The organism is Sphingomonas sanxanigenens DSM 19645 = NX02 (assembly GCF_000512205.2).
Lineage (GTDB): Bacteria > Pseudomonadota > Alphaproteobacteria > Sphingomonadales > Sphingomonadaceae > Sphingomonas_D > Sphingomonas_D sanxanigenens.
Window position 1 is genome coordinate 1,906,166 of the sequence record NZ_CP006644.1, and the last position, 21,384, is coordinate 1,927,549.

At 63.5% G+C, this 21,384-nt stretch carries 19 protein-coding genes; 5 read left to right on the forward strand and 14 right to left on the reverse strand.

The genetic code is table 11. From position 1 onward, the window contains the following. Positions 1–11: 11 nt before the first annotated feature. From NX02_RS08740 to NX02_RS08800, 12 genes are all read right to left on the reverse strand, one after another. A complete protein-coding gene (locus tag NX02_RS08740) occupies positions 12–530 on the reverse strand; it encodes a GNAT family N-acetyltransferase (protein WP_025291819.1) in 519 nt (172 codons plus the stop codon). Further along, positions 520–1,200: an ABC-type transport auxiliary lipoprotein family protein gene (locus NX02_RS30645; RefSeq protein ID WP_066862159.1), complete on the reverse strand. Its 681-nt coding sequence runs from the start codon at positions 1,198–1,200 to the stop codon at positions 520–522. The genes NX02_RS08740 and NX02_RS30645 overlap by 11 nt, the downstream gene beginning before the upstream one ends. Next, positions 1,197–2,132, reverse strand: coding sequence for an MlaD family protein (locus NX02_RS08750; RefSeq protein WP_025291821.1), 936 nt, complete (start codon positions 2,130–2,132; stop codon positions 1,197–1,199). The genes NX02_RS30645 and NX02_RS08750 overlap by 4 nt, the downstream gene beginning before the upstream one ends. Beyond that, complete coding sequence (locus NX02_RS08755; protein WP_025291822.1) at positions 2,132–2,920, reverse strand: ABC transporter ATP-binding protein; 789 nt, start codon at positions 2,918–2,920, stop codon at positions 2,132–2,134. Before NX02_RS08755 ends, NX02_RS08750 begins: the two co-directional genes overlap by 1 nt. Next, positions 2,917–3,975: an ABC transporter permease gene (locus NX02_RS08760; RefSeq protein ID WP_084718228.1), complete on the reverse strand. Its 1,059-nt coding sequence runs from the start codon at positions 3,973–3,975 to the stop codon at positions 2,917–2,919. Before NX02_RS08760 ends, NX02_RS08755 begins: the two co-directional genes overlap by 4 nt. A 217-nt stretch (positions 3,976–4,192) precedes the next feature. Then, on the reverse strand, positions 4,193–5,389 hold the full coding sequence (locus tag NX02_RS08765; RefSeq protein ID WP_025291824.1) for an acetate/propionate family kinase: 1,197 nt from the start codon (positions 5,387–5,389) through the stop codon (positions 4,193–4,195). Beyond that, entirely contained in the window at positions 5,386–6,798 is a 1,413-nt protein-coding gene (locus NX02_RS08770) for a bifunctional enoyl-CoA hydratase/phosphate acetyltransferase (protein ID WP_157102615.1), read from the reverse strand. Before NX02_RS08770 ends, NX02_RS08765 begins: the two co-directional genes overlap by 4 nt. Before the next feature lie 18 nt (positions 6,799–6,816). Next, complete coding sequence (locus NX02_RS08775; RefSeq protein WP_025291826.1) at positions 6,817–8,577, reverse strand: PHA/PHB synthase family protein; 1,761 nt, start codon at positions 8,575–8,577, stop codon at positions 6,817–6,819. 304 nt (positions 8,578–8,881) lie between these two features. Beyond that, positions 8,882–9,295, reverse strand: a complete 414-nt coding sequence (locus NX02_RS08780; RefSeq protein WP_025291827.1) for a response regulator transcription factor — start codon at positions 9,293–9,295, stop codon at positions 8,882–8,884. Positions 9,296–9,380: 85 nt separating this feature from the next. Continuing rightward, the gene (locus NX02_RS08785) at positions 9,381–10,004 is read right to left on the reverse strand and encodes a response regulator transcription factor (protein WP_025291828.1); all 624 of its coding nucleotides are present in this window, start codon (positions 10,002–10,004) and stop codon (positions 9,381–9,383) included. Next, positions 10,001–11,875, reverse strand: coding sequence for a PAS domain-containing sensor histidine kinase (locus tag NX02_RS08790; RefSeq protein WP_025291829.1), 1,875 nt, complete (start codon positions 11,873–11,875; stop codon positions 10,001–10,003). The genes NX02_RS08785 and NX02_RS08790 overlap by 4 nt, the downstream gene beginning before the upstream one ends. Positions 11,876–12,424: 549 nt before the next feature. Then, positions 12,425–13,078 (reverse strand): BON domain-containing protein, encoded by a 654-nt coding sequence (locus NX02_RS08800; protein ID WP_025291831.1) that lies wholly within the window; start codon positions 13,076–13,078, stop codon positions 12,425–12,427. 360 nt (positions 13,079–13,438) lie between these two features. Between NX02_RS08800 and NX02_RS08805 the strand changes: the two genes are divergently transcribed. The 3 genes from NX02_RS08805 to NX02_RS08815 are packed head-to-tail and all read left to right on the forward strand — an operon-like array spanning position 13,439 to position 15,814. After that, entirely contained in the window at positions 13,439–13,687 is a 249-nt protein-coding gene (locus NX02_RS08805; RefSeq protein ID WP_157102598.1) for a hypothetical protein, read from the forward strand. 56 nt (positions 13,688–13,743) lie between these two features. Then, complete coding sequence (locus NX02_RS08810; RefSeq protein WP_025291833.1) at positions 13,744–14,256, forward strand: Hsp20/alpha crystallin family protein; 513 nt, start codon at positions 13,744–13,746, stop codon at positions 14,254–14,256. Further along, positions 14,213–15,814 (forward strand): bifunctional aminoglycoside phosphotransferase/ATP-binding protein, encoded by a 1,602-nt coding sequence (locus NX02_RS08815; protein WP_245648807.1) that lies wholly within the window; start codon positions 14,213–14,215, stop codon positions 15,812–15,814. The genes NX02_RS08810 and NX02_RS08815 overlap by 44 nt, the downstream gene beginning before the upstream one ends. A gap of 57 nt (positions 15,815–15,871) precedes the next feature. Here the strand turns inward: NX02_RS08815 and NX02_RS08820 are convergent, their stop codons facing one another. Continuing rightward, on the reverse strand, positions 15,872–16,849 hold the full coding sequence (locus tag NX02_RS08820; RefSeq protein WP_232313848.1) for a L,D-transpeptidase: 978 nt from the start codon (positions 16,847–16,849) through the stop codon (positions 15,872–15,874). A 300-nt stretch (positions 16,850–17,149) separates the two neighbouring features. On the opposite strand from NX02_RS08820, the gene NX02_RS08825 reads away from it, so the two are divergent. Then, entirely contained in the window at positions 17,150–17,962 is an 813-nt protein-coding gene (locus tag NX02_RS08825) for a universal stress protein (protein WP_025291836.1), read from the forward strand. A 194-nt stretch (positions 17,963–18,156) separates the two neighbouring features. Here NX02_RS08825 and NX02_RS34070 read toward each other — a convergent pair whose 3' ends face one another. Beyond that, the gene (locus NX02_RS34070) at positions 18,157–18,369 is read right to left on the reverse strand and encodes a DUF2933 domain-containing protein (RefSeq protein WP_084439187.1); all 213 of its coding nucleotides are present in this window, start codon (positions 18,367–18,369) and stop codon (positions 18,157–18,159) included. Between the two features lie 616 nt (positions 18,370–18,985). Between NX02_RS34070 and NX02_RS08830 the strand changes: the two genes are divergently transcribed. Continuing rightward, positions 18,986–21,322 (forward strand): heavy metal translocating P-type ATPase, encoded by a 2,337-nt coding sequence (locus NX02_RS08830; protein WP_039996496.1) that lies wholly within the window; start codon positions 18,986–18,988, stop codon positions 21,320–21,322. Positions 21,323–21,384: the final 62 nt, after the last annotated feature.

Here is a 21,384-nt window from a genome sequence, read left to right on the forward strand (position 1 = left end):
CGCGCCGGCGGTCAAACGGGGCGCAGCTTCTTCCTGACCAGGACCAGGGTCGAGTCCCCGGGATATTCTTCCACCGAGAATCCCATGTCGCGCTCGAGTCCGATTGCAGCGGTATTGGCGCGGCTCTCGATTGACTCGATTGTCGATAGCCCTCGCGCTTCGGCCTCATCGGCCATGAAAGAGAGCAGTGTCCATCCGACGCCTCTGTGCCGATAGTCCGCGTCAACCGAGATTGCTATCTCGCCCCGCTCGCCCGCTGCATCGGATACGAGCATCGCGCTTGCAATTGCGGCGCTGCTCTCGGCATCGAACGCAAGATAGCTTACTGCGTTGCCGTCATCGATCGGCGTCAGGGCCCGGAGTTGCTCCGGCCCGATTTCGTTCAATCCAGACAGGAACCGGAAGCGCAGATCTTCATGGCTCACATGGTGGAACAAATGCTTCAAAGTCGCCTCGTCGTGTGTGTCTGCGGGTCTCACCAGCAACTTGAGTCCGCTGCGCGTGACCAGCGAGGTTGGGTTATCGCTCATCGTTCTGACCTTTCCGAGTTTTTGCATCCATGCTGTCGGTGCATGACGTCTGCGCGCTCCGGTCGGCGATGGATGCCGCATAGCGGACAGCCGCCCGATTGAACGCGGCTACTATTCCGGTCGTGCTGTTCGTCATAGCGGGTTCCTCGACCGACAACCGACAGGACGCGACAGGCTGCCGGTCATCGAGGTCGAACAAAGTCATGCCACCGGCGACGAGGACCGTAGGCGGAGCCTTTTGATCTCCTTCGCCATGGTAACGCGCTTCGAAGCGGTCGACGGTGACCTGCAAGGCCTGTGATGCTCCCGCCGCGTTCCTCGGCGCTGCCAGCCGGATGCCTGGCGCGCGCGTCTCGAACTGCCGCTCGAGGGTCTGGGCGAACAGGTCGGGCACGGAAGCCACCCAGCGGGCATCCTTGATGTAGAGGGCGCGCTCGCCGCGCGTCGTCAGGATGCGATCGCCCTCGATCTCGGGCGCGAACCGCGATCGCAGCAACGTCAGCGTCCGGCGCGGAACCGGGTATCGCGCGGAAGGGGCATCAGCACGCTCGACTACGCCGAAGCGAAAGAGATCGTCCCGTCTGCCGCCACCCAGCAGGCTGCCGCAGCTGCCCAGCAGCGATGCCCCCAGCAAGAGCACCAACGTCCGATTGCCTGGAGAAAAAATCATCGCGGTAGCTCCAGTTCCTTGCCGCTATCCTTGCTAAGCGCCTGACGAGGACTTTGGCGGATCTGGCGGATCAGGCCGTCCAGCGATTCCGCCGTTTCCTGCAGCGTGAGCATGGTGGCGTTGATGTTGGGAAGAGTAGTCGTGCCCAGGTCGCCGCTTTGCGTATCGAGCTTCGCGATGACGCCGCGCGCCTCGTGAACCGCCGCCTTGAGTTCGCCCGCTGCCCCTGACACATCCGCAAGCGCGCGTTTTCCATCGCCATCGGCGATCTGACGGACTGACGCCGCCGCTTCCTGAATATCGGTGGCGGCGCGGTCGAGTTTGGCCATGGCCGAGGCCGCGTTGGCGATCATCGTCCGGTTCGCCGCAAGTTCCGCGGTCGTCGTCCGGACGTCATGGATGGCGGCCCCGACATTGGCGATGTTGCGATCGGACAGAAGCCTGTTCACGCGAGTGAGTGCTTCGGTGGCGCTTGCCACCATCTGGCCTCCTCCTTGCAACAGCGAAGACAATGCGTTGGGCTTGCTGGGAATCACGGGGCGCCTGCTGTGATCGACGCGGCGCAACAGCGGTTTGCTGGCCGTCCCGGCGCTGATCTGCACGATACTGACGCCGGAAATTCCCTGCGTTTCAGTGGACGCCATCGAATCCACGCGCACTGGTGTCCCGCGGTTGACCTCGATGTCGGTGACCACGCGGTTGGGATCGCGCGCGTCGAGCCTGATCCGCTGGATCTCGCCGACCTTGATGCCATTGAACTGGACCTCGGCTCCGACGCTCAGACCCCGCACCGGGCCATGAAACACGACCTGGAAGGGATCGTGCTCCCGTCTGAACTGCGAGCCGCCCAACCAGACCACGAAAACGATCGCGGCGATGAGCAGCACGATCGAGATAGCGCCCACCAGCGCATAATTGGCGTGGCGTTCCATCAGCCTTCCTTCTGCTTCTTGGCGGCACGGCCGCGCGGCCCCAGAAAATAGCGCCTGATCCAGGGATGGTCCGATCGCTCGAGCTCGGCGACCGGCGCGATGGCGACAATCTTCCTGTCGGCGACGACGGCAACCCGGTCGCAGATGGCATAGAGCGTATCGAGATCGTGGGTGATCATGAAGACGGTGAAGCCGAGCGCATCACGCAGCGTCCTGACGAGATCGTCAAACTCGCTCGCCGCGATCGGATCGAGTCCGGCTGTCGGCTCGTCGAGGAACAGGATCTCGGGATCGAGTGCGATGGCGCGGGCGACACCCGCGCGCTTGCGCATGCCGCCGGACAGCTCGGCGGGCTTCAGGATGCCGGCATCGTCGGGCAGACCCGCCAACTTGATCTTCAGCCGGGCGAGATCGCGTACAAAGTCCCTTGAGAGATGCGCATGCTCGAGGAGCGGTGTCTCGACATTCTCCTCCACGGTGAGGAAGGAGAACAGGGCGCCCTGCTGGAACATCACGCCGATGCGCCGTTCGATATCGGCCTGCGCGCCCGGATCATCGATGTGCCGACCGAAGATTTCGACGGTCCCGCCATCGGGTCGCTTGAGGCCGAGGATGGTGTTGAGCAGCACCGATTTGCCCGAACCGGAGCCGCCCACGACGCCGAGTATCTCGCCGCGCCGGACCTCGAGATCAAGATCCTCGTGGATGACCTTTTCGCCGAACGCCGTTCGCAGGCCGCTGACGCGGATCGGCGCATCGTCGCTGTCGGTGGTTGATGGCGCACTCACAGGTCCAGCACCATGAAGAGCACCGCGAAGATCGCGTCGAACATGATGACCATGAAGACCGACTGGACGACCGCGGAGGTGACGTTGCGGCCGAGGCTTTGGACGTCGCCACCAACCATCAGGCCATGCCGGCAGCCAGCGGCGGCGATGACGATCGCCAGGAACGGCGCCTTGCTCATGCCGATCCAGAAATGCTTGATATTCACCGTTTCGAGCGTGCGCTGGATGAAGAAGACCGGGCTGATATCGATTGTCGCCCAGCTGACCAGCAAGCCGCCGGCAATGCCGCCGATATCCGCGCAGAAAGTCATCAGCGGCATCATCAGCAGCGCGGCCAGGACGCGGGGGATGACCAGCGCGTCGAAACGGTCGACGCCCATCACCTGCATCGCGTCGGTTTCCTGGTTCATGCGCATCGAGCCGATCTGCGCTGCGAAGGACGATGCGGAGCGGCCCGACAGCAGGATCGCGGCGATGACCACGCCGAACTCGCGCAGGATCGCCACCCCGACCAGCTGGACCGTGAACACTTCCACGCCGAGTGTCGTCAGCAGGTTGGTGCCGACCAATGCGATGACCGCACCGATGAAGAAGGTCATCACGAAAACGATCGGCAAGGCGTTGACGCCGGCGTCCTGCATCATTGCGACCAACGGCGTCACGCGCAGGCGGCGCGGATGAAAAAACGTCCGGCCGAGCGCCGCGATCAGCCGACCGGTGAATTCGAGCATGGCGTAAGCTTCGCCGCCGAGCTGGACCACCTGGCGTCCGAAACGGTCGAAAAAGCCCACTATCCCCCCGGAACCCCGCCGGGGCGGCGTTTCAGTGTATAGCGCCGGCCGGACGAGTTCGATCAGCCGGCGCAGATCCTCTCGCGGGCCACAGTCTATGTCGACCTCTTTGGGCACGAACTGCAGCAACGCAAGCGCGCCAGCCGTATCGACCCGCCCCAGGTCAGACAGATCAACCCGCTGAACCATGCCTCTCTCTCCGAGGTGTGCGGACAATCGGTCGAGGGCGTTCCCCAGGGCCAGCGCCGTCCAGTCGCCGGTCATGTGAAGCGTCATCTCGCCGTTGCGATCATAGAGATGCCAATCCGCGCTCGTCATCGCAGGAGAACGGCTCCCGGTTGAATGCGGGGCGGTGGTCGACGATTACCAAAGAGATTATGGCCGTACCGGGCGCACGGGACTCCATGGGTCGACCGACCAGCGATATCGCTTTCCGTGCTGGCAGCGAACCGAGCTCCGGCGGCCCAGGCGGCAACAGGTCTCACTGACCACCTCCCGCCGTAGGCAAGGCGCCGATGGTATGGATGGCGATCATGCGTTCCTCGTCGGTCGGAATGACGCGAACGGTGATCCGGCTGTCCGCAGTGCTGATGATTGGCGCGTCGCATGCGTTCGCCGACGGGTCGATGGCGATGCCCAGCCAGCCCAGTCGCTCGCAGATTACCGCGCGGACGGTGGGATCGTTTTCGCCAATGCCCGCGGTGAAAACCAGTCCGTCGAGGCCGCCCAGCGCGCCAACCAGCGCCGCAGCTTCCCGCGCCGCGCGCCAGGTGAAGAGGTCGATCGCTTCGGCGGCGCAAGGGTCATCGCTCTTGTGAAGCGCCCGCATGTCGCTGGAAACTCCGGAAACGCCGAGCAATCCCGACCGGTTGTAGAGCAGTGCCTCGACGTCCACTGCGCTCATCCCTTCCTGGGTCTGCAGGTGAAGCACAACGCCGGGATCGATCGCGCCGCAGCGCGTTCCCATCATCAGCCCGTCGAGCGCGGTGAAGCCCATCGTCGTATCGACGCTCTTTCCGTCATGCATCGCGCACAGGCTCGCGCCGTTTCCCAGGTGGGCGACGATCACTCGCCCGCCCGCCAGCTCCGGGTCGATTTCCTGCAGTGTCCGCGCGATATATTCATAGGAAAGGCCGTGGAAACCGTAACGCCGGATACCCTTGTCGTGCAGCGCGCGAGGCAGGGCGAAACGCGTGGCGGTGTCCGCGCGGTCGTGATGGAAGGCGGTATCGAAGCAGGCGACCTGGGGAAGGGCGGGCGCCAGCGCGCGGATGGCCCGGATCGCGGCGAGATTGTGGGGCTGGTGGAGCGGCGCCAAGGGGCACAGCGCGTCCAGTGCCGCGAGCAGGGCGTCGTCGACCAGAAGCGGCCGCGCAAACCACATTCCGCCATGGACGACGCGATGGCCGATGGCGATGATCTCATGCTCGGGCAGGTGATCTCCTGCCCAGGTGAACAGGTCATGCAGCAGGACCTCGTGGGTCAGCCCCGCGCCATTTGTCCAGTTGCGGTCGACCAGGACGGTGCCCTCGGCGTCGCGCGCCACGAGCCGCGGCGCTATGCCGATCCCTTCCAGCTTGCCGGCCGCGGCATGACGCGGGCCGTCGGCGTCCAGCGTGAACAGCGCGAACTTGATGCTCGACGATCCGGCGTTGAGGCTGACAATGGCGCGGCTCATGCCAGCGGCTTGCCTTCGGGCAGGCCCGGCGCCGCCATGGTGGCGGCGCGCGCGAGCAGCACCGCGACTGCGCAGGAGGCGAGACGGGTGCGCAGGGAATCCGCGCGGCTGGTGAGGATGATCGGCACGCGGGCGCCCAGCACCACCCCGGCGGCGTCCGCCCCACCCAGGAAGGTGAGTTGCTTGGCGAGCATGTTTCCGGCCTCGAGGGTGGGCACGACCAGGATTTCCGCCTTGCCTGCGACGGGCGAGACAATGCCCTTTTCCTTCGCCGCCGCCTCGCTGATCGCATTGTCGAACGCCAGCGGGCCATCGAGCACACCGCCTGAGATCTGGCCGCGATCGGCCATCTTGCAGAGCGCGGCGGCGTCGAGCGTCGATCGCATCGACGGATTGACCGTCTCTACCGCCGAGAGGATCGCGACCCTGGGACTTTCGATCCCGATCACATGCGCGAGATCGATGGCGTTGCGGATGATGTCGGCTTTTTCCTCGAGACTCGGTTCGATGTTGATCGCAGCGTCGGTGATGATGAGCGGCGTGGGATGGCCGGGCACGTCCATCAGATAGGCGTGGCTGATGCGCCGCTCCGTCCGCAGGCCTGTCGAGGAGGAGACCACCGCGCTCATCAGTTCATCGGTGTGGAGCGATCCCTTCATGAGCAGCTTCGCTTCGCCCGAATGGACAAGCGCGACCGCCGCTGCCGCAGCGGCGTGGCTGTGCGCGGCGGGCACGACACGATATGCGGAGATGTCTTTCTCCGCCTCATGCGCCGCCGCGCGGATCCGGGCTTCCGGCCCGACCAGAATCGGTGTGATCAGACCGGCCTCGGCAGCGTCGACCACCGCGGTCATCGCCGCGGCGCTGCAGGGATGGGCGACGGCGGTCTGCGGCGCCACGTCCGCTTTGGTCCGTTCGATCAGTTTGCGATAGCTGTCATGACCGGAGATGCGAACGTCGGGGAGCGCCATTCGCGGAAGGCGGATCTTCTCGGTTGGCGCCCTGACCTCGGCCTGGCCCGTGATGATCTCGTCGCCGTTCTGGTTGACGCAGCGACAATCGAGCAAAAGCACATGATGCTCGGATCGTTTCTCGGTTACCTTCACCGAAGTTGTGATGGCGTCGCCCAGACCCACCGGCCGGACGAAGCGCAATGACTGGCTCAGGTAGCTTGCGCCCGGTCCGGGCAGCTCGGTGTCGAGAACAGCTGAGATCAAGCCTCCGCCCCACATGCCGTGGGCGATCATACGGTGCGACAGGTCGGTCCCCGCATGATCGGCGTCGAGATGCGCAGGATATGCGTCGCCCGAGACGAGCGCGAAGAGCTGGATATCCTGCTCGCGCAGCGTGCGGGTAATGCTCGCCGTATCGCCGATGGCGATTTCGTCGAAGGTGCGGTTCTCGATCATGTCGGTCAAAACCACCGCTCAATGCTCCAGCACATAGCGCCCCGGGGCGTCCTCCAGAATCGGATAGCCCTTGTCGGGCGCGCCTAGCGGGGGCGGCGCGATCGGCTCGCCCGAATGCGCGCGCAGCCACTCCTCCCAGCCGACCCACCAGGATCCCTCCCGCACCGGCGCAAGTGCCATCCACTCGTCCGGATCGAGCGCGGCGCCATCCGTTTCGCGGGTGAGGATATGATAGCGCCGCCCCTTGTGTCCGGGCTCGGAGACGATCCCGGCATTGTGCCCGCCGCTGGTCAGTGCGAAGGTGATCTCCGCGCTGCTCAGCATGTGGATCTTGTGGACCGAGCGCCAGGGCGCGACATGGTCGCGCTCGGTGCCGACGACGAACATCGGCTGGCGCAGCGCCGACAGGCTGATCGTCCGGCCATCGACTTTGTAGCGGCCCTCGGCGAGATCATCGTCGAGGAACAGGCGGCGCAGATATTGGCTGTGCATGACGTAGGGCATCCGCGTGGCATCGGCGTTCCAGGCCATCAGGTCCGACATCGGCTCGCGCTCGCCCATCAGGTAAGTATTGAGGATCCGCGACCAGACCAGATCGTTCGAGCGCAGGATCTGGAAGGCGCCGCCCATCTGTGTGCCGTCGAGATAGCCCTTACTCCACATCATGTTGTCGAGCACGCTGAGCTGCGCCTCGTCGATGAACAGGCCAAGCTCGCCTGGCTCGCTGAACTCGGTCTGCGCGGCGAACAACGTCACCGTGGCGAACCGGTCGTCGCCCTCGCGCGCCATCGCCGCCGCCGCGATCGACAGCAGCGTGCCGCCGATACAATAGCCGACGGCGTGAACGGCCGACGATCCCGTGATCGCGGTCACGGCGTCGAGCGCGGCCATCGGACCCAGCCGCCGGTAGGCCTCCATGTCGAGGTCGCGGTCGGCGCTGACCGGATTGTGCCAGGAGATGATGAAGACCGTATATCCCTGCGCGGTGAGCCAGCGGACCAGCGAGTTCTCCGGCGAAAGGTCGAGAATATAATATTTCATGATCCAGGCCGGCACGATCAGGATGGGCTCCGGCCGCACCTTGTCGGTGGTGGGCGCATATTCGATCAGCTCGATCAGCGCGTTTCGATAGACGACTTTGCCGGGCGTGACGGCGATGCCCTTCCCGACCTCGAACGCTTCGGTGCCTATCGGTGGTTCGCCGCGCATGGTGCGCTGCATGTCCTCCAGCAATTGCCTGGCACCTTCGATGAGGCACTGCCCGCCGGTCTCGAATATCCGCTTCTGGAGGACCGGGTTGGTGGCGATGAAGTTGGTCGGCGCCATCGTGTCGAGGATTTGCCGCATTCCGAAGGCGACCATGTCCTCATGATGCCTCGTGACACCCATCACGCCGGTCGTGGCGGCATGCCACCATTGCTGGTTGAGGAGGAAAGCCTGGGCGATGACGTTGTAGGGTGCCTCCTTCCATGCCGGATCGGTAAAGCGTCGATCCTGCGGCAGCGGCTCGATCGCGGGAGCAGCGTCATGGTCGCCGATGCTGCGCACGGCATAGTCGCCGAGCCGCACGAATTTGCGTGCCGTCTTGGCCGCCAGCTGAAGTTGCTTGCCCGGCGAGCTGGCAAGATGCATGCCCCAGTCGGAGAAGGCCTGCACGATGGTCGCCGGCGAAAGCCCGCTGGTCAATTGCGCGATCCCGGCGATAGCGGCCCGGTCGAGGGTTTCGGCTATGCCGTCGAGCGGATCGGACGCGTCCTGGCGTGAATGCGTTGCTGCCATCTTGAAGCTCCTGAAAAATCCCGTTTCTACTGCAGCTCCACGCGTGCAAGCGCATTACGTAAATGCCCCATGCCGGCTGCCCCCGCAGCATTCCGCCGGCATTACTTCGCCCGTAATTTCATGTATTTTGAGCGAATGCGTGATCCGGCCAGGAAAAGAATCGCGCCTTCGCATTTGCAGCAAATGGTATCGCGGAGGCGGTACATTGTGCAAGTCCGCCGGCTGTTCCGGGACATTCTTGTTAGCGATCCATCGCCGCCGAGGCGCTGAAGCGTCGACGACGCCCGAACCGCTGTTTATCAATTCACGAAGATGGGGCGGGGGGGAGCGGAGCTGTCAAACGCGCGACAGCCTCAGCGAGCGCATGCTCGCGCAGCGGCTTCTCGAGGACGACGCTGAAGCCTTCCTTCATCGCCCGCTCGACAAGATCGGGTGAGCCATAGGCGGTGACGAGGATAGCCGGTCGTTGCCATCCGCGCGCTCGAAGCGAGCGCAGGACCGCAAAACCATCCATCTCGGGCATGCGATAGTCGGTGACCAGGCAGACGGCCTCATTCACGAGCGGATCGGCGACGAGTGCCGCGCTCGATGCATAGGAGCGGATATCATAGCCTTGGGCGTGGAGGAGAAGCTGGAACGAGCGGCGTACGCTCGGTTCGTCCTCCACCAAAAGAATCTTCGGTCGCTCCGCCGGAAGAGCTGCAATATTGCCATTCATGTTCGCCTCGCGCTGACCGGCTTTGAACGTCGACCGGACGCAAGCAATTGCAGCAAGATCGCGGGGGAGTCGTTACGTAGAGGTCCTACGACTCGTCGTTTCCGAGATTGGCGGCGAACGCGATACGCAGAGCATCGGACAGGCTACGCACACCTAATTTCGTCATCAGGTTCGCACGATGCACCTCGACGGTCCGGGGCGATATGCCCAGATCATAGGCGATCGTCTTGTTGGGTAGGCCTTCGGCCAGACCCTTGAGCACATCCTGCTCGCGTCCGGTCAGCGCCGCGATCAACACGCTCGCGTCGGCCGCTCTTGTCGCGCGTTTGCCACTGTTGTCCAGCCGCTCGAAGGCGGCGGCGATCGCGTCGAGCAAGACGGCCTTCTCGAAGGGCTTTTCGATGAACTCGACCGCGCCCGCCTTCATGGCACGCACCGCGATCGAGATGTCGCCATGGCCGGTGAGGATGATGACGGGCATCGCGATGCCCCGTTCGAGGAGTGCCTGCTGCACCTCAAGACCATCCATGTCGGGCATGCGGACATCGAGCAGGATGCAGCCAGGCTCGGCGTGGCGCACTTCGCGGAGAAACGAAACGCCTGATGCGTAGCTTGCCACCGTGAATCCGGAGGTTTTGAGCATGAATCCGGCAGATCGCCGGATCGCTTCCTCGTCGTCAACGATATGAATCATGCGTCTTTCCGTCATTCTGCATTCTCCGGCTCGGCTTCAATGAGCGTAAAGTGGAATTGCGACCCGCCGCCAGGGCGCGGCTCCAGCCATATCCGGCCGCCATTCGCCTCCACGATGGTACGGCAGATCGAAAGCCCCAGACCCATGCCCTCGCTCTTCGTGCTGACGAAGGCAGTGAAAAGCTGCTCCGCGACTTCCGGCGACACGCCAGGCCCGGAATCGGCCACGGTGACCCGGATGACGCCTGCTTTCTCGTGGCGGGAGGTGATCCACAGGTGCCGTTCGGATGATCCTGCCATCGCCTCCACAGCATTGCGAAGGAGATTGATCAGCACCTGCTGGATCTGCACCTTGTCGAGGAGCACTTTCGAAGCGTCGGGAGCGAGATCGAACTGGGTATCGACACCCTTCTCCCGAGCGCCTATCAGCCCGAGCGCCGCCGCCTCGCCGATGAGCGTGGGGAGATCCTCGACGGTTTTCTCGACTTCCCCGCGCGCCACGAAATCGCGCAGCCGCCGGACGATCTGGCCTGCGCGCAGGGCCTCTCGCACCGAATCGTCCAGCGCTTCGCGGATCATCGGCAGATCTTCGGGATTGGCTTCGGCGAGCAGATCCCGCACCGCTTCGACATAATTGGCGACGGCGGTGATCGGCTGGTTGAGCTCATGGGCCAGTGTCGAGGCCATCGTGCCCATCGCGCTGACCCGGGCGACATGGATCAGCTTGGATTGCAGCTCGTCGAGGCGCTCCTGCGTCTCCTGCCGTTCGGTCAGATCCCGGATGAAGCCGTTGAAGACACGCTGGGTCTCGCCGATGGCTTCGCCCACCGACAACTCCATCGGGAAGGTCGAGCCGTCGCGCCGTGCGCCAATGACGACGCGCCCGATCCCGATGATCCTTCGCTCGCCGGTTTCAAGATAATGTTTGAGATAGCCGTCATGCCGGTCGCGATCGGGCGAGGGCATGAGCATACTTACGTTCGATCCGCGAATTTCGGCCTCCGAGAAGCCGAACAGCCGTTCGGCCGCGGCGCTGAACGACAGGATGATGCCATGCTCGTCGATCACGATCATCGCATCGGGGACGGTCGAGAGGATCGAGCGGAGATGGCTGGCGCTCGCCTTGTGCGCGCTTTCGGCGGCGCGCTCGTCCGTCGCATCGCGGACCACCTTGCCGAAGCCGCGCAATGCTCCACTGCCGTCGCGGAGCGCGGTGATCGAGATATGCGCCAGGAACTCCGATCCGTCCTTCCGGAGCCGCCAGTCCTCTTCCTCGACCTTGCCCTGCTCGCGGGCGCGTTCGAGGTCGGCTTCGGGTTTGCCGGCCTGGACCGCATCCGCCGGATAGAAGATCGAGCAGTGCTGGCCGATCGCCTCTTGCTCGCTCCAGCCCTTCAGCCGTTCGGCGCCCTCGTTCCAGATCGTAACGCGACCCTCGGGATCGAGCATATAGATCGCGTAACCTTGGGCGCCGTCGATCAGAAGGTTGAGTTCATCGGCGATCTCTGAGAGTTGGCTTTGACGAAACTTGTCCAGGGCGGCACGACGCCGTGCCCTGTAGGCGTTGCGAGCGTCGAGCAGAGCGATGCCTAAGGCAACGAGCAGCAAAAGCGCCAGATCGACAGGTTCAGAAGCAGCAGCACGGCGCGATAACGCAAAAAAGACCCCCACGAGGACTGCGAAAATAGCCGCAGCCGTTGCCGCGCCAGTCCCGCCGAGGGCAGCTGCCACGATGGTTGAAAGGATGAGCAGGAGATAGAGGTCGTGATCGAAGCCCCATGCCCGCAGCAGAAGGTTGACGGGTATGGCGACAAGGACGGTCGCGACGGCGATCAAGCAAGCTGAACGGACTGATCGCAATGTGTTGCCGTGCACTTCGCTTGCCATGAAGACCCCGTCTTGATTTTATAGGCCTCTCCATTTGCGCCCTGTTCATATTCAGGGCTTATCGTTTTAGTAGTTTGACCGATCGGAGAATGTTGTTTGCCGGAGCGGAAGGCATATTGGCATGAAATCTTAGCCTATCCTCGCACTCTGCCGTTGTCCTTCCAAAACAGCATCGAGTCGGCCCAAGATCATTGCAGGGTCCGTCTCACTTCGAGACCTTATAGTGGCAACCTTGCCTTGGAACAGCATAAACATCCGCAGCGCCAGGCTTGCATAAGCAATCTGGGAGACATCGTCGATCGTACACGCGAGGTCCTTGGCTGCCCTGTGTTGCCCCACGTCGTGCCAGTCGGGACGGTCGATCGCGCGCAAACATGGGAAAACGTGGCCTGCGAATTTTCCGAAGGTATTGCATTCCGCAAGCCGCCCGACCGAGAGTAAAGAGCCTGCGTTCGTCGCGCAAGTGCGGATCCAATCCTCACGATCAAGATCGGATGGCGAGCAGGCGGCCGCCGGGCCATCCCGGCGGCCGCCTGCTCCCTGCGAGGGTCAGAAAGCGATGATGATATTGTCCTCGACCCTGGTGACGCCGGGAGCGGCCCAAGCCGCGCGCTCGGCGATCTGTCGCTCGTTCCACGCCTTGACCTTACCGCCCAGCGTGACCTTGCCGCCATCGGTGAACACGGTCACCGATGCCGCATCGAGATCGGCATTGCGCTTGAACGCTGCCATGATCCGGTCCTTGATATCGCCCGATGTCGGCAACTTGCGCACCTCGATCAGATTGCTGACACCGACGACGCCGTTGACCTTGCCGGCGACTTTCCGCGCCTCCTCGCTCTGATAGTACCAGTCGACCGTGCCGGTGAGCGTCACCCAGCCATGCTCGACTTTCACCGCGATCTTGTCGCCGGGGATGGAGATGTTCCAGGAGAACATGTCGAGTATGCGCTTGGCGATCTCATGATCGGCCGTCTTGGGATCCGACGCGAAGCGCACCTTGATCTCCTCGGCGAGCGCCTTGACGCCCGCCACGCGCCGCGCCGCCTTTTCCGCCGCCAGCTTTTGCGGATAGCTTTTGACGAAGCCGGAAAGGGTGACGACGCCGTCCGTCACCGCCACACCGATGTCGGCGTGATCGATGCTCGGCTCCCATTCCAGTTCTGCCATCACGTCACGCTGCAATTGACTGTCGTTCTTCATCTCAAATCTCCTTGGCTCGCAAAATAGCCGTCCCAGGTGGGTCGGCAGCTCATCGACGGTCACAGACCGGGGATCGTCGGCAAGTTCATCGCAGGGCGCTAATGGCTTGACCCCGCATCGGGGAATCCCTGCAAGGTCCCTTGTCTGTTGCCCGGCACTGCCACAGAATCCGTATTGTCCCGGAGAAACCAGGGTATGCCATCATTCCCTGCAGCCGGGGCTCGACTCCTGGCCAAGCGACAAATTTCAGCCGAGTACGGCGGCAGGACGGCGCCCGAGATGGTCAGCTAGGTAAACTCCCCAATATAGGCGCGGATGGGCCGCCTTTATCCTCACCAAGACTCGGCGAAGGAGGTCATCATGAGTGACGAGAGCACCAACCAGGCGAGTTGGCCGTCCGGTGATCCCGACACAGCCGCGGCGATGCTTGCCGCCCAACGCCTGTGGCAGTTGCCGCTGGCGCTCTACACGAGTTGGTGGAACGCGGGCATGGAGGCACTTTGGCCCCATATGCCGCATCCCCATCATCGCGCCCATCACCACGAGAATGACCAACTCGTGGTTCCTGAACCGATCGAGGCTGAAGGCGAACATGCCCTGTTCGCCTGATGGCAGGTCTTTCCCTCATTACGGGATCGACCATCTTCAACCTGAGGAGAAGCAAGATGAACGATGTGACCAATGTTCCAGCGACCAAAACACGTCCGGCATCATCGTTGCGCGATCTGGCAACCCAGATCAGCGAGCCGGTCGGCTGGCTGCGATCGGAGATCGACCGCCTGTTCGACGATTTCGGCAACTCCGGCCGCAGCCTTTTCCACTTCGCTCCGCGCGGCGCCTTGGCAATCGTGCCGGCGCTCGAGCTGGTCGATGACGAGAAGGCCTATCGTCTTACCGCGGAGCTTCCCGGACTCGATGAAAAGGATGTGGAGATTAACGTTGCCGATGGCGTGCTCAGCATCTCGGGCGAAAAGAAGGAAGAGGAAGAGCGCAAGGAGAAGGGCTTCCTGCTCAGCGAGCGCCGCTATGGTTCCTTCCGGCGCCAGATTTCGCTCCCCGCCGATGTGGATGCCGAGGGTATCAAGGCGCAGTTCAAGGACGGCGTCCTGACGGTGACGCTAGCCAAGGACGAGAATGCGGCGGCGCGAACGCGCAAGATCGCGATCGAGAAGGCCTGAGCCAATGGCGACGTCATCGCCTGGCCCCGGCGCGCCGGACGACCAGGCCGATGCCGTCGTCTTCCTCGGGGAGGGTCACGCCTTCAAGCGAACGTGTCCCACACGCATCGATACCCACTGCGCCAGTATTTTTCTTGTCGGTGACCGCGCCTGGAAGCTCAAGCGCGCGGTCCGGTTCGGCTATCTTGATTTCTCGACCTGCGACAAACGTCATGCCGCGCTCGAGGCGGAGCTTTACCTCAACCGCCGAACCGCACCCGATCTCTATCTTGCTCTTCATCCGATCACGCGGGACGCCGGCGGGCGGCTGGCGATTGATGGTTCCGGTGACGTGGTCGACTGGTTGCTCGAGATGCGACGCTTTCCCGATGATGCGCTGCTCACGCATCTCGCCGATCGCGGCCAACTCGATGAACGCCTGCTGATGCGGCTGGCGGATCGCATAAACGCGTTCCATTCGACGACGGAAGCTGATCTGGCGCAAGGGGGTGGCGCATCGTTCCGCCGCGTCGTCGAAGGCAATATCGCCAGCATGGCGGCCGTTCCCGCTATTCTCGACCCGGACAAGGCAAAGCATCTGGGCGAAAGGCTGCTCCAGATAACCGATGGCATGACATCGCTGCTCGATGCCCGAGCGCGGAAAGGCCGGGTCAGACATGGGCATGGCGACCTACATCTCGCCAACATCGCGCTGATCGACGGTGAACCGACCTTGTTCGACTGCCTCGAGTTCAGCGTCGAGCTGGCCACGATCGATGTGCTCTATGATCTTGCCTTTCTCCTGATGGATCTATGGCATCGCAATCTCCGTACCGAGGCGAACATCATCTTCAACCGCTATCTTGATCTGTCGCCGGACGATGAGGGCGGGATCGGGCTATTGCCTCTGTTCCTGTCCGTTCGCGCGGCGGTTCGCGCGCATGTGCTGGCGGCCCAGAGCCTGCGTGCCGGAGAAGACAGAGCGCTCGCGCTGGGCGCACGATCCTATCTCGACCTTGCGCTCGCGATGCTGGCGCCCGTTCCTCCGCGGCTGGTAGCGATCGGCGGACTTTCGGGGACGGGCAAGTCCAGCCTTGCGCGCCGGCTCGGCGGCGCGACCGGGCGCGTGCCCGGCGCCAGGATCTTTCGGACTGACGTGCTGCGCAAACACCTCGCGGGGCTGGCTCCTGAGGCCAGGCTCCCCCGCGACAGCTATTCGGCGCGGGCCGCCGTCGAGGTCTACGAGGCAATGGGCCGGATGGCGGCATCGGCGCTTGCGCTCGGCCAATCCGTCGTGGCCGACGCGGTGTTCGCGCTGCCCGTCGAGCGCGAGAGGATCGCAGCGGTCGGGCGGACGGCTGGCGTCCCGTTCGACGGTCTCTGGTTAGAGGCGGCGGCAACCGCGCGGCTCAGCCGGGTGGGGATTCGCGGCGCCGACGCATCGGATGCCGATGTTTCGGTCGCGCAAGCCCAATCACAATTAGAAATCGGCGATCTCGGCGCGTGGCTTAGGGTCCAGGCGGACGGATCGCTGGACAAGTTGGCTGCGGTGGCGCGCGCCAAGCTGGGACTGCGCTGACGAAACGCCTCACCTCATGCCGATACGCATGTTGAACTCGGGCTTTGTCCGCGCCCGCTATTCGTCTTCCCCGGTTATGACTGTGAGCGACCGGCCGGTTTGACTCCTTGCGAGACTGTCGTTGGTAACCAGCACCGTTGCGCCCTCGGTCAGAATTGCTGCGACGGAGCGACGGAAGTCCTCGGCGACGCGCAATCGGTTCCGATTCTCGGACGGCACTGTCTGCTCGGCTGACGGTGCCTGCTCGGCTGTTGAGGCCTCGCCGGATAACGGGATGCGCAGCCAGTGAAATCCGGCTCCGTCGATCGAGCGTAGCGTATAGGCTGTCGTATGGTCGATGCTGGTGTCCCGTGCTACGGGCGCTGATCCGATCTGGCGGCCGTCGCGGAGCACGATCATTCGTCGATCTGCGGTGCTGATCACGATGGATACAGGTCCCGAGGGCGACAGTTCGGGACGCCATGTGAGCGGCCCGGAAGGCGAAGCGTCGTCGATGTCGGATGCTGTCGGCCGCAGGGGATCGGGTACCGGCGCGACACGGGGCACTGCCGCCTCTTTCGTGATGACGACCGTCAAGCCGAGGCGAGTGACGCTGTAGAGAAGCTTGGCGAAGCCCGGCGGCAGGCGGATGCAGCCATGCGACGCAGGATACCCAGGCAGATTACCGCCGTGAAGAGCTACGCCGCCCCATGTCAGGCGCTGCATATAGGGCATCGGCGCATCGTCGTAGAGGTTGGACTTGTGATCGATGTCCTTCTGCAGGATCGTGAACAACCCCGTTGGCGTCTCATGTCCGGGCTTTCCGGTCGAGACCGTGGAGACGCCGATCGGCACGCCGTTTCGGTAGGTGACGGCCCGCTGGTTGGCGAGGCTGACGATGATCAGCACGGGGCCGGCGGGAGCAATATCAGGCGCCCAGATATATTCCCCGGGCTTCAGGCGCTCGACCGTCTCAAGGATTGAACTCGTATCCAGCGTCGGTTGCTGCGCGGACAGCGGCCCGAACGGCATGCCAAGGAGCAATGCCGACATCATGGCCATCCCCATGCTGCGACCCAAACGCGTCGAGGTTCGCCAAATCGGGTATATCGCCAAGTTCAAACACGGCATGGCTCGCGTAGCAGAGGCATATGTGCCGACCGGACGCATCGCATTTGATCCTCGATATCCTGTCATGTCGATCCTGCGGACAACGATCCGTATCTGGACCCGTCGCACGCGATCATGATGTGATCGGGACCGTCTCGGGATTGGTATTATCCCTTAGTTATCCCGGCCGCTCTAACCTCTAGCGTGCGATGCAAACGGGATCGTGGCGAAAACGAGGAGGGCGTGGTGAAATCGATACTTCTGCATATCCATGACGATTGCGGACAGGCGGAGCGGCTTGCCGTGGCGCTGGACCTTGCGCGCGCTCACCAGTCACATATCACCTGCGTCCAGGTCACCCCGTTCAACAGCTATGTCGTCGGCGACCCCTTCGGCGGCCTTTATGCATCGTCGGAGCTTCTCGATGCCCTTCAAGCGCGCGACGATGAGGAACGAGAACGCATCGAGCAACGACTGAAAAGCGAGGATATCTCCTGGGATTGGGAGCATGCCGATGGAAATGCCGCCGACGCGCTGGTGAGCTGCGGGCGCCTAGCCGACGTCCTGATCCTGAGCCGTCAGAACAAGGGCCAGGATGACACGCCGGAGCCTCTGCCGATCGTCGCCGACGTGGCCATACACGCGCGCGCGCCGGTGCTGGTCGTGCCCCCGGGCACGACCAGCTTCAACGCCAACGGGCCGGTCGTCTTAGCCTGGAACGGATCGATCGAAGCCGCGCACAGCCTGCGTCTGACGCTTTCCTTCTTGCGGCTGGCGAGCGAAGTCCACATCATCACCATATCGAACGATGCCAGTGAATTTCCACCGATGGACGCAAGCCGGTACCTCGCCCGGCACGGTATGGCTTCACAGCTGCACGAATGGCCCCAGGAGGGGCGCACGATCGCGCAGACGCTTTTGGATGCGGCGCGAGAACTGGCGGCATCTTCTCTCGTTATGGGAGCCTATGGGCATTCTCGGCTGCGTGAGACGGTGCTCGGCGGAGTGACCCGCGACCTCCTGTCCGACGCGTCCGTTCCGCTGCTGCTCGCGCATTAGCCAAGCCGTGAGATTATCCGGTGGCGCCCAGGCACAGCAGACGCTCCCCACGGCGTCCAATTCTATTGACGAGATGCTGAGCGGACGTATGCGGCGTTTGAACTGAAAATCGGATTTCCGGCCGCATTGTTGACCTGCGAAAACCGCCTGCGCGGATTGAGCCGTTGGCCGTCCTTGGGGACCTTCGATCAGGATTATTCGAATGCGGCGATCTCGTGTGGATGATCGCCTCGATCGTTCGGCTCCTGGGCGTTTCCGGCCCAGGGCTTCAGCTGCGTATCGCTAAACCCAGCCTCGGCCACCGCTGCTGCACCGTGTCGGTGATGATGGTTATGGCGCATGAACAGGTGTATCAGCGGACCTGTAAGGAACAGTGCATAGGGAGGACGCCGTAGATGTGTCCCCAAAGCTCCCCGAAATTGAAGAAGACTGCCGAACCAACGGCCACCAGGAGCACTAGCCCGAAGTACCGGTAATCGCCCATGTTGTGGACCACCTGTTGGCGCAGTCGAACATCACTCCTGGCTCGGATCGCTATTGGGACGGCGCCGCCGGGGATATTGCCGTACCCTTGGCGGGTCGATGTTCTCCCTCCATGCACTTGTCCATCATCGTCCTGCGACCCTGCACCTGCTCGGAGCCTCCCTTCGGCGGCGTCGAGGTCATTGTGCCGCCGGATGTCCCATCGGTCTTGGTCCTGTCGGCGGTCGGTGCCGCTGCGGGCGGCCCGACTCGCGGTTGATGTCCGACATCGGGATCGGTCTGGCCGAGAGCCGGCATACTGATCAATGCCGCACAGAGAAGAGACAGGATCTTGAGGCCGGATGGGATGAAACGAATCCTGGATGTTGTCTGCTTGGCCTCCCGACGTCCCGCCCCCTTCTATAGGTAATGTAACGCAGATCGGCGGGTTCTTCCGGTTGTTATGGCCTTGTCATCGGTCGGATGCCTGCCGCCGGCAGCGTTTGACCCAGACATGGTATCAAACCTCATATGCAGCGGCGTTGCCACAGGAGCAGCTTGATGCAGCACGACCTTTATAATCATGAGCAACCGCAGGCGGATCATGCACTGCCTAAAGACCCAGTCTGCGGGATGACGGTCGATCCGGAACAGACCGCCCACCACGTCCATCATGCTGGCAAGATCTGGCACTTCTGCAGCGCGACTTGCCGAAGCAAGTTCGTGGCCGATCCCGACCATTATGCGGCCCGGGCAGCGTCCACCGCTCACGATGCCGCGCCGAGTACGATCTGGACATGCCCGATGCACCCGGAAATCCGGCAGGATCATCCTGGCAATTGTCCGATCTGCGGGATGACGCTCGAGCCAGCTTTGGTAACGCCGGATACGGGACCAAGTCCTGAACTCGCCAACATGACGCGGCGCTTCTGGATCGCGCTTGCGTTGACGTTGCCGGTGTTCGTCCTCGAAATGGGCGGCCATATCTTTCCCGAGCTGCATCATCTGGTGCCGATGCGGATCTCGGCATGGATCCAGCTCGTGCTGGCGACCCCGGTGGTGTTGTGGGCCGGCTGGCCGTTCTTCGAGCGCGGCTGGGCGTCGCTTCGGACCGGCAACCTCAACATGTTCACCCTGATCGCGATGGGGACGGGGATCTCCTGGGCCTACAGCATTGTCGCAACGCTTGCGCCCGGCGCCTTTCCGTTGGCGTTTCGATCACCGGATGGGACGGTCGCCATCTATTTCGAGGCGGCCGCGGTCATCACGGTGCTGGTGCTGCTCGGGCAGATGCTCGAGCTGCGCGCTCGCGAACGCACTTCAGGCGCGATCAAGGCGCTGCTCAACCTCACGCCCAAGATTGCGCGACGCATCGCTGCAAACGGTGATGAGGAAGAGATCGGCCTCGACCAGGTTTCCGTCGGCGATCGGCTGCGCGTGCGGCCTGGGGAAAAGGTCCCGGTAGATGGCGTGGTCGAAGATGGTCGTTCCTCGCTCGACGAGGCAATGGTCACCGGTGAGTCGATGCCCGTAACAAAGGTCATTGGCGACAAGGTGATCGGCGGCACGCTCAACCAGACCGGCGCTCTCATCGTCCGGGCCGACAAGGTGGGACGCGACACGATGCTGGCGCGGATCGTCCAGATGGTCGCGGCGGCACAGCGCTCGCGCGCGCCGATCCAACGCATGGCCGACCAGGTTGCCGGCTGGTTCGTGCCTGCTGTGCTGGCGATTGCGGTGCTCGCCTTCGCCGGCTGGGCAATCTGGGGACCGGAGCCGCGCTTTGCCTATGGTCTGGTTGCGGCTGTGGCGGTGCTCATCATCGCCTGCCCATGCGCGCTGGGCCTCGCAACGCCGATGTCGATCATGGTCGGCGTCGGCCGCGGCGCAGGCCTCGGCGTGCTGATCAAGAATGCCGAGGCGCTCGAACGGATGGAAAAGGTCGACACGCTGGTCGTCGACAAGACCGGAACGCTGACTGAAGGGCATCCTTCGGTAACGAAGGTCATAGCTGCCGAGGGCCTTGGGGAGGACGAGTTACTGCGGCTGGCCGCCGGTGTGGAGCGTGCGTCCGAGCATCCGCTGGCGCGCGCGATCGTCGAGGCTGCAGGCAGTCGCCTGATCGTCATTCCCGAGGTGTCCGACTTCGACTCCCCAACCGGCAAGGGCGCGCTCGGCACCGTCGAGGGCAGGCGTGTGCTGTTGGGCAATGCCGACTTTCTGAAAGAACATGGTATCGATACCGCACCGCTGGCCGCACAGGCCGACGCCCTGCGGCGTGAAGGCGCTACGGCCATCTTCGCGGGTCTCGACGGCATTGTGGCGGGTGTGTTTGCGATTGCCGACCCGATCAAGACGACGACGCCCGAGGCGCTCAGTGCGTTGCGGGCCGAGGGGATCCGCGTCGTCATGCTGACCGGCGACAATCGCACGACGGCCGAAGCCGTTGCGCGGGCGCTCGGCATCGACGAGGTCGAGGCCGATGTGCTCCCCGACCGCAAGAGCGCGGTGGTGGAGCGCCTGAAGCACGAAGGCCGCACGGTGGCGATGGCCGGCGATGGCGTCAACGATGCGCCCGCGCTCGCGGCCGCCGAGGTGGGGATCGCGATGGCGTCGGGTACGGACGTGGCGATCGAGAGCGCGGGCATCACGCTCCTCAGGGGCGACCTGATGGGGATCGTACGTGCGCGTCGGCTCAGCCAGGCGACCATGTCCAATATCCGCCAGAATCTCGTCTTCGCGTTCATCTACAATGCAGCGGGGATCCCGGTCGCGGCGGGGCTGCTCTATCCGCTCTTCGGTATCCTGCTGTCGCCGATGATCGCGGCGGCCGCCATGGCGCTGTCCTCGGTTAGCGTGGTCGCAAATGCGCTGCGGCTCAACCATGTGAGGCTGTGACCGCTCCATCCGGAAAATCCCGCATGTCGGTCACGCATGTGGCCATTTAGGCTATCTTTCGA

Bases quoted from the DNA above. Each gene is read 5' to 3' on its own strand.
- NX02_RS08740 (WP_025291819.1), bottom strand. From the start codon at position 530: ATGAGCGATAACCCAACCTCGCTGGTCACGCGCAGCGGACTCAAGTTG.
- NX02_RS30645 (WP_066862159.1), bottom strand. From the start codon at position 1,200: ATGATTTTTTCTCCAGGCAATCGGACGTTGGTGCTCTTGCTGGGGGCA.
- NX02_RS08750 (WP_025291821.1), bottom strand. From the start codon at position 2,132: ATGGAACGCCACGCCAATTATGCGCTGGTGGGCGCTATCTCGATCGTG.
- NX02_RS08760 (WP_084718228.1), bottom strand. From the start codon at position 3,975: ATGACCGGCGACTGGACGGCGCTGGCCCTGGGGAACGCCCTCGACCGA.
- NX02_RS08765 (WP_025291824.1), bottom strand. From the start codon at position 5,389: ATGAGCCGCGCCATTGTCAGCCTCAACGCCGGATCGTCGAGCATCAAG.
- NX02_RS08770 (WP_157102615.1), bottom strand. From the start codon at position 6,798: ATGATCGAGAACCGCACCTTCGACGAAATCGCCATCGGCGATACGGCG.
- NX02_RS08775 (WP_025291826.1), bottom strand. From the start codon at position 8,577: ATGGCAGCAACGCATTCACGCCAGGACGCGTCCGATCCGCTCGACGGC.
- NX02_RS08780 (WP_025291827.1), bottom strand. From the start codon at position 9,295: ATGAATGGCAATATTGCAGCTCTTCCGGCGGAGCGACCGAAGATTCTT.
- NX02_RS08785 (WP_025291828.1), bottom strand. From the start codon at position 10,004: ATGACGGAAAGACGCATGATTCATATCGTTGACGACGAGGAAGCGATC.
- NX02_RS08790 (WP_025291829.1), bottom strand. From the start codon at position 11,875: ATGGCAAGCGAAGTGCACGGCAACACATTGCGATCAGTCCGTTCAGCT.
- NX02_RS08800 (WP_025291831.1), bottom strand. From the start codon at position 13,078: ATGAAGAACGACAGTCAATTGCAGCGTGACGTGATGGCAGAACTGGAA.
- NX02_RS08805 (WP_157102598.1), top strand. From the start codon at position 13,439: ATGAGTGACGAGAGCACCAACCAGGCGAGTTGGCCGTCCGGTGATCCC.
- NX02_RS08810 (WP_025291833.1), top strand. From the start codon at position 13,744: ATGAACGATGTGACCAATGTTCCAGCGACCAAAACACGTCCGGCATCA.
- NX02_RS08815 (WP_245648807.1), top strand. From the start codon at position 14,213: ATGCGGCGGCGCGAACGCGCAAGATCGCGATCGAGAAGGCCTGAGCCA.
- NX02_RS08820 (WP_232313848.1), bottom strand. From the start codon at position 16,849: ATGATGTCGGCATTGCTCCTTGGCATGCCGTTCGGGCCGCTGTCCGCG.
- NX02_RS08830 (WP_039996496.1), top strand. From the start codon at position 18,986: ATGCAGCACGACCTTTATAATCATGAGCAACCGCAGGCGGATCATGCA.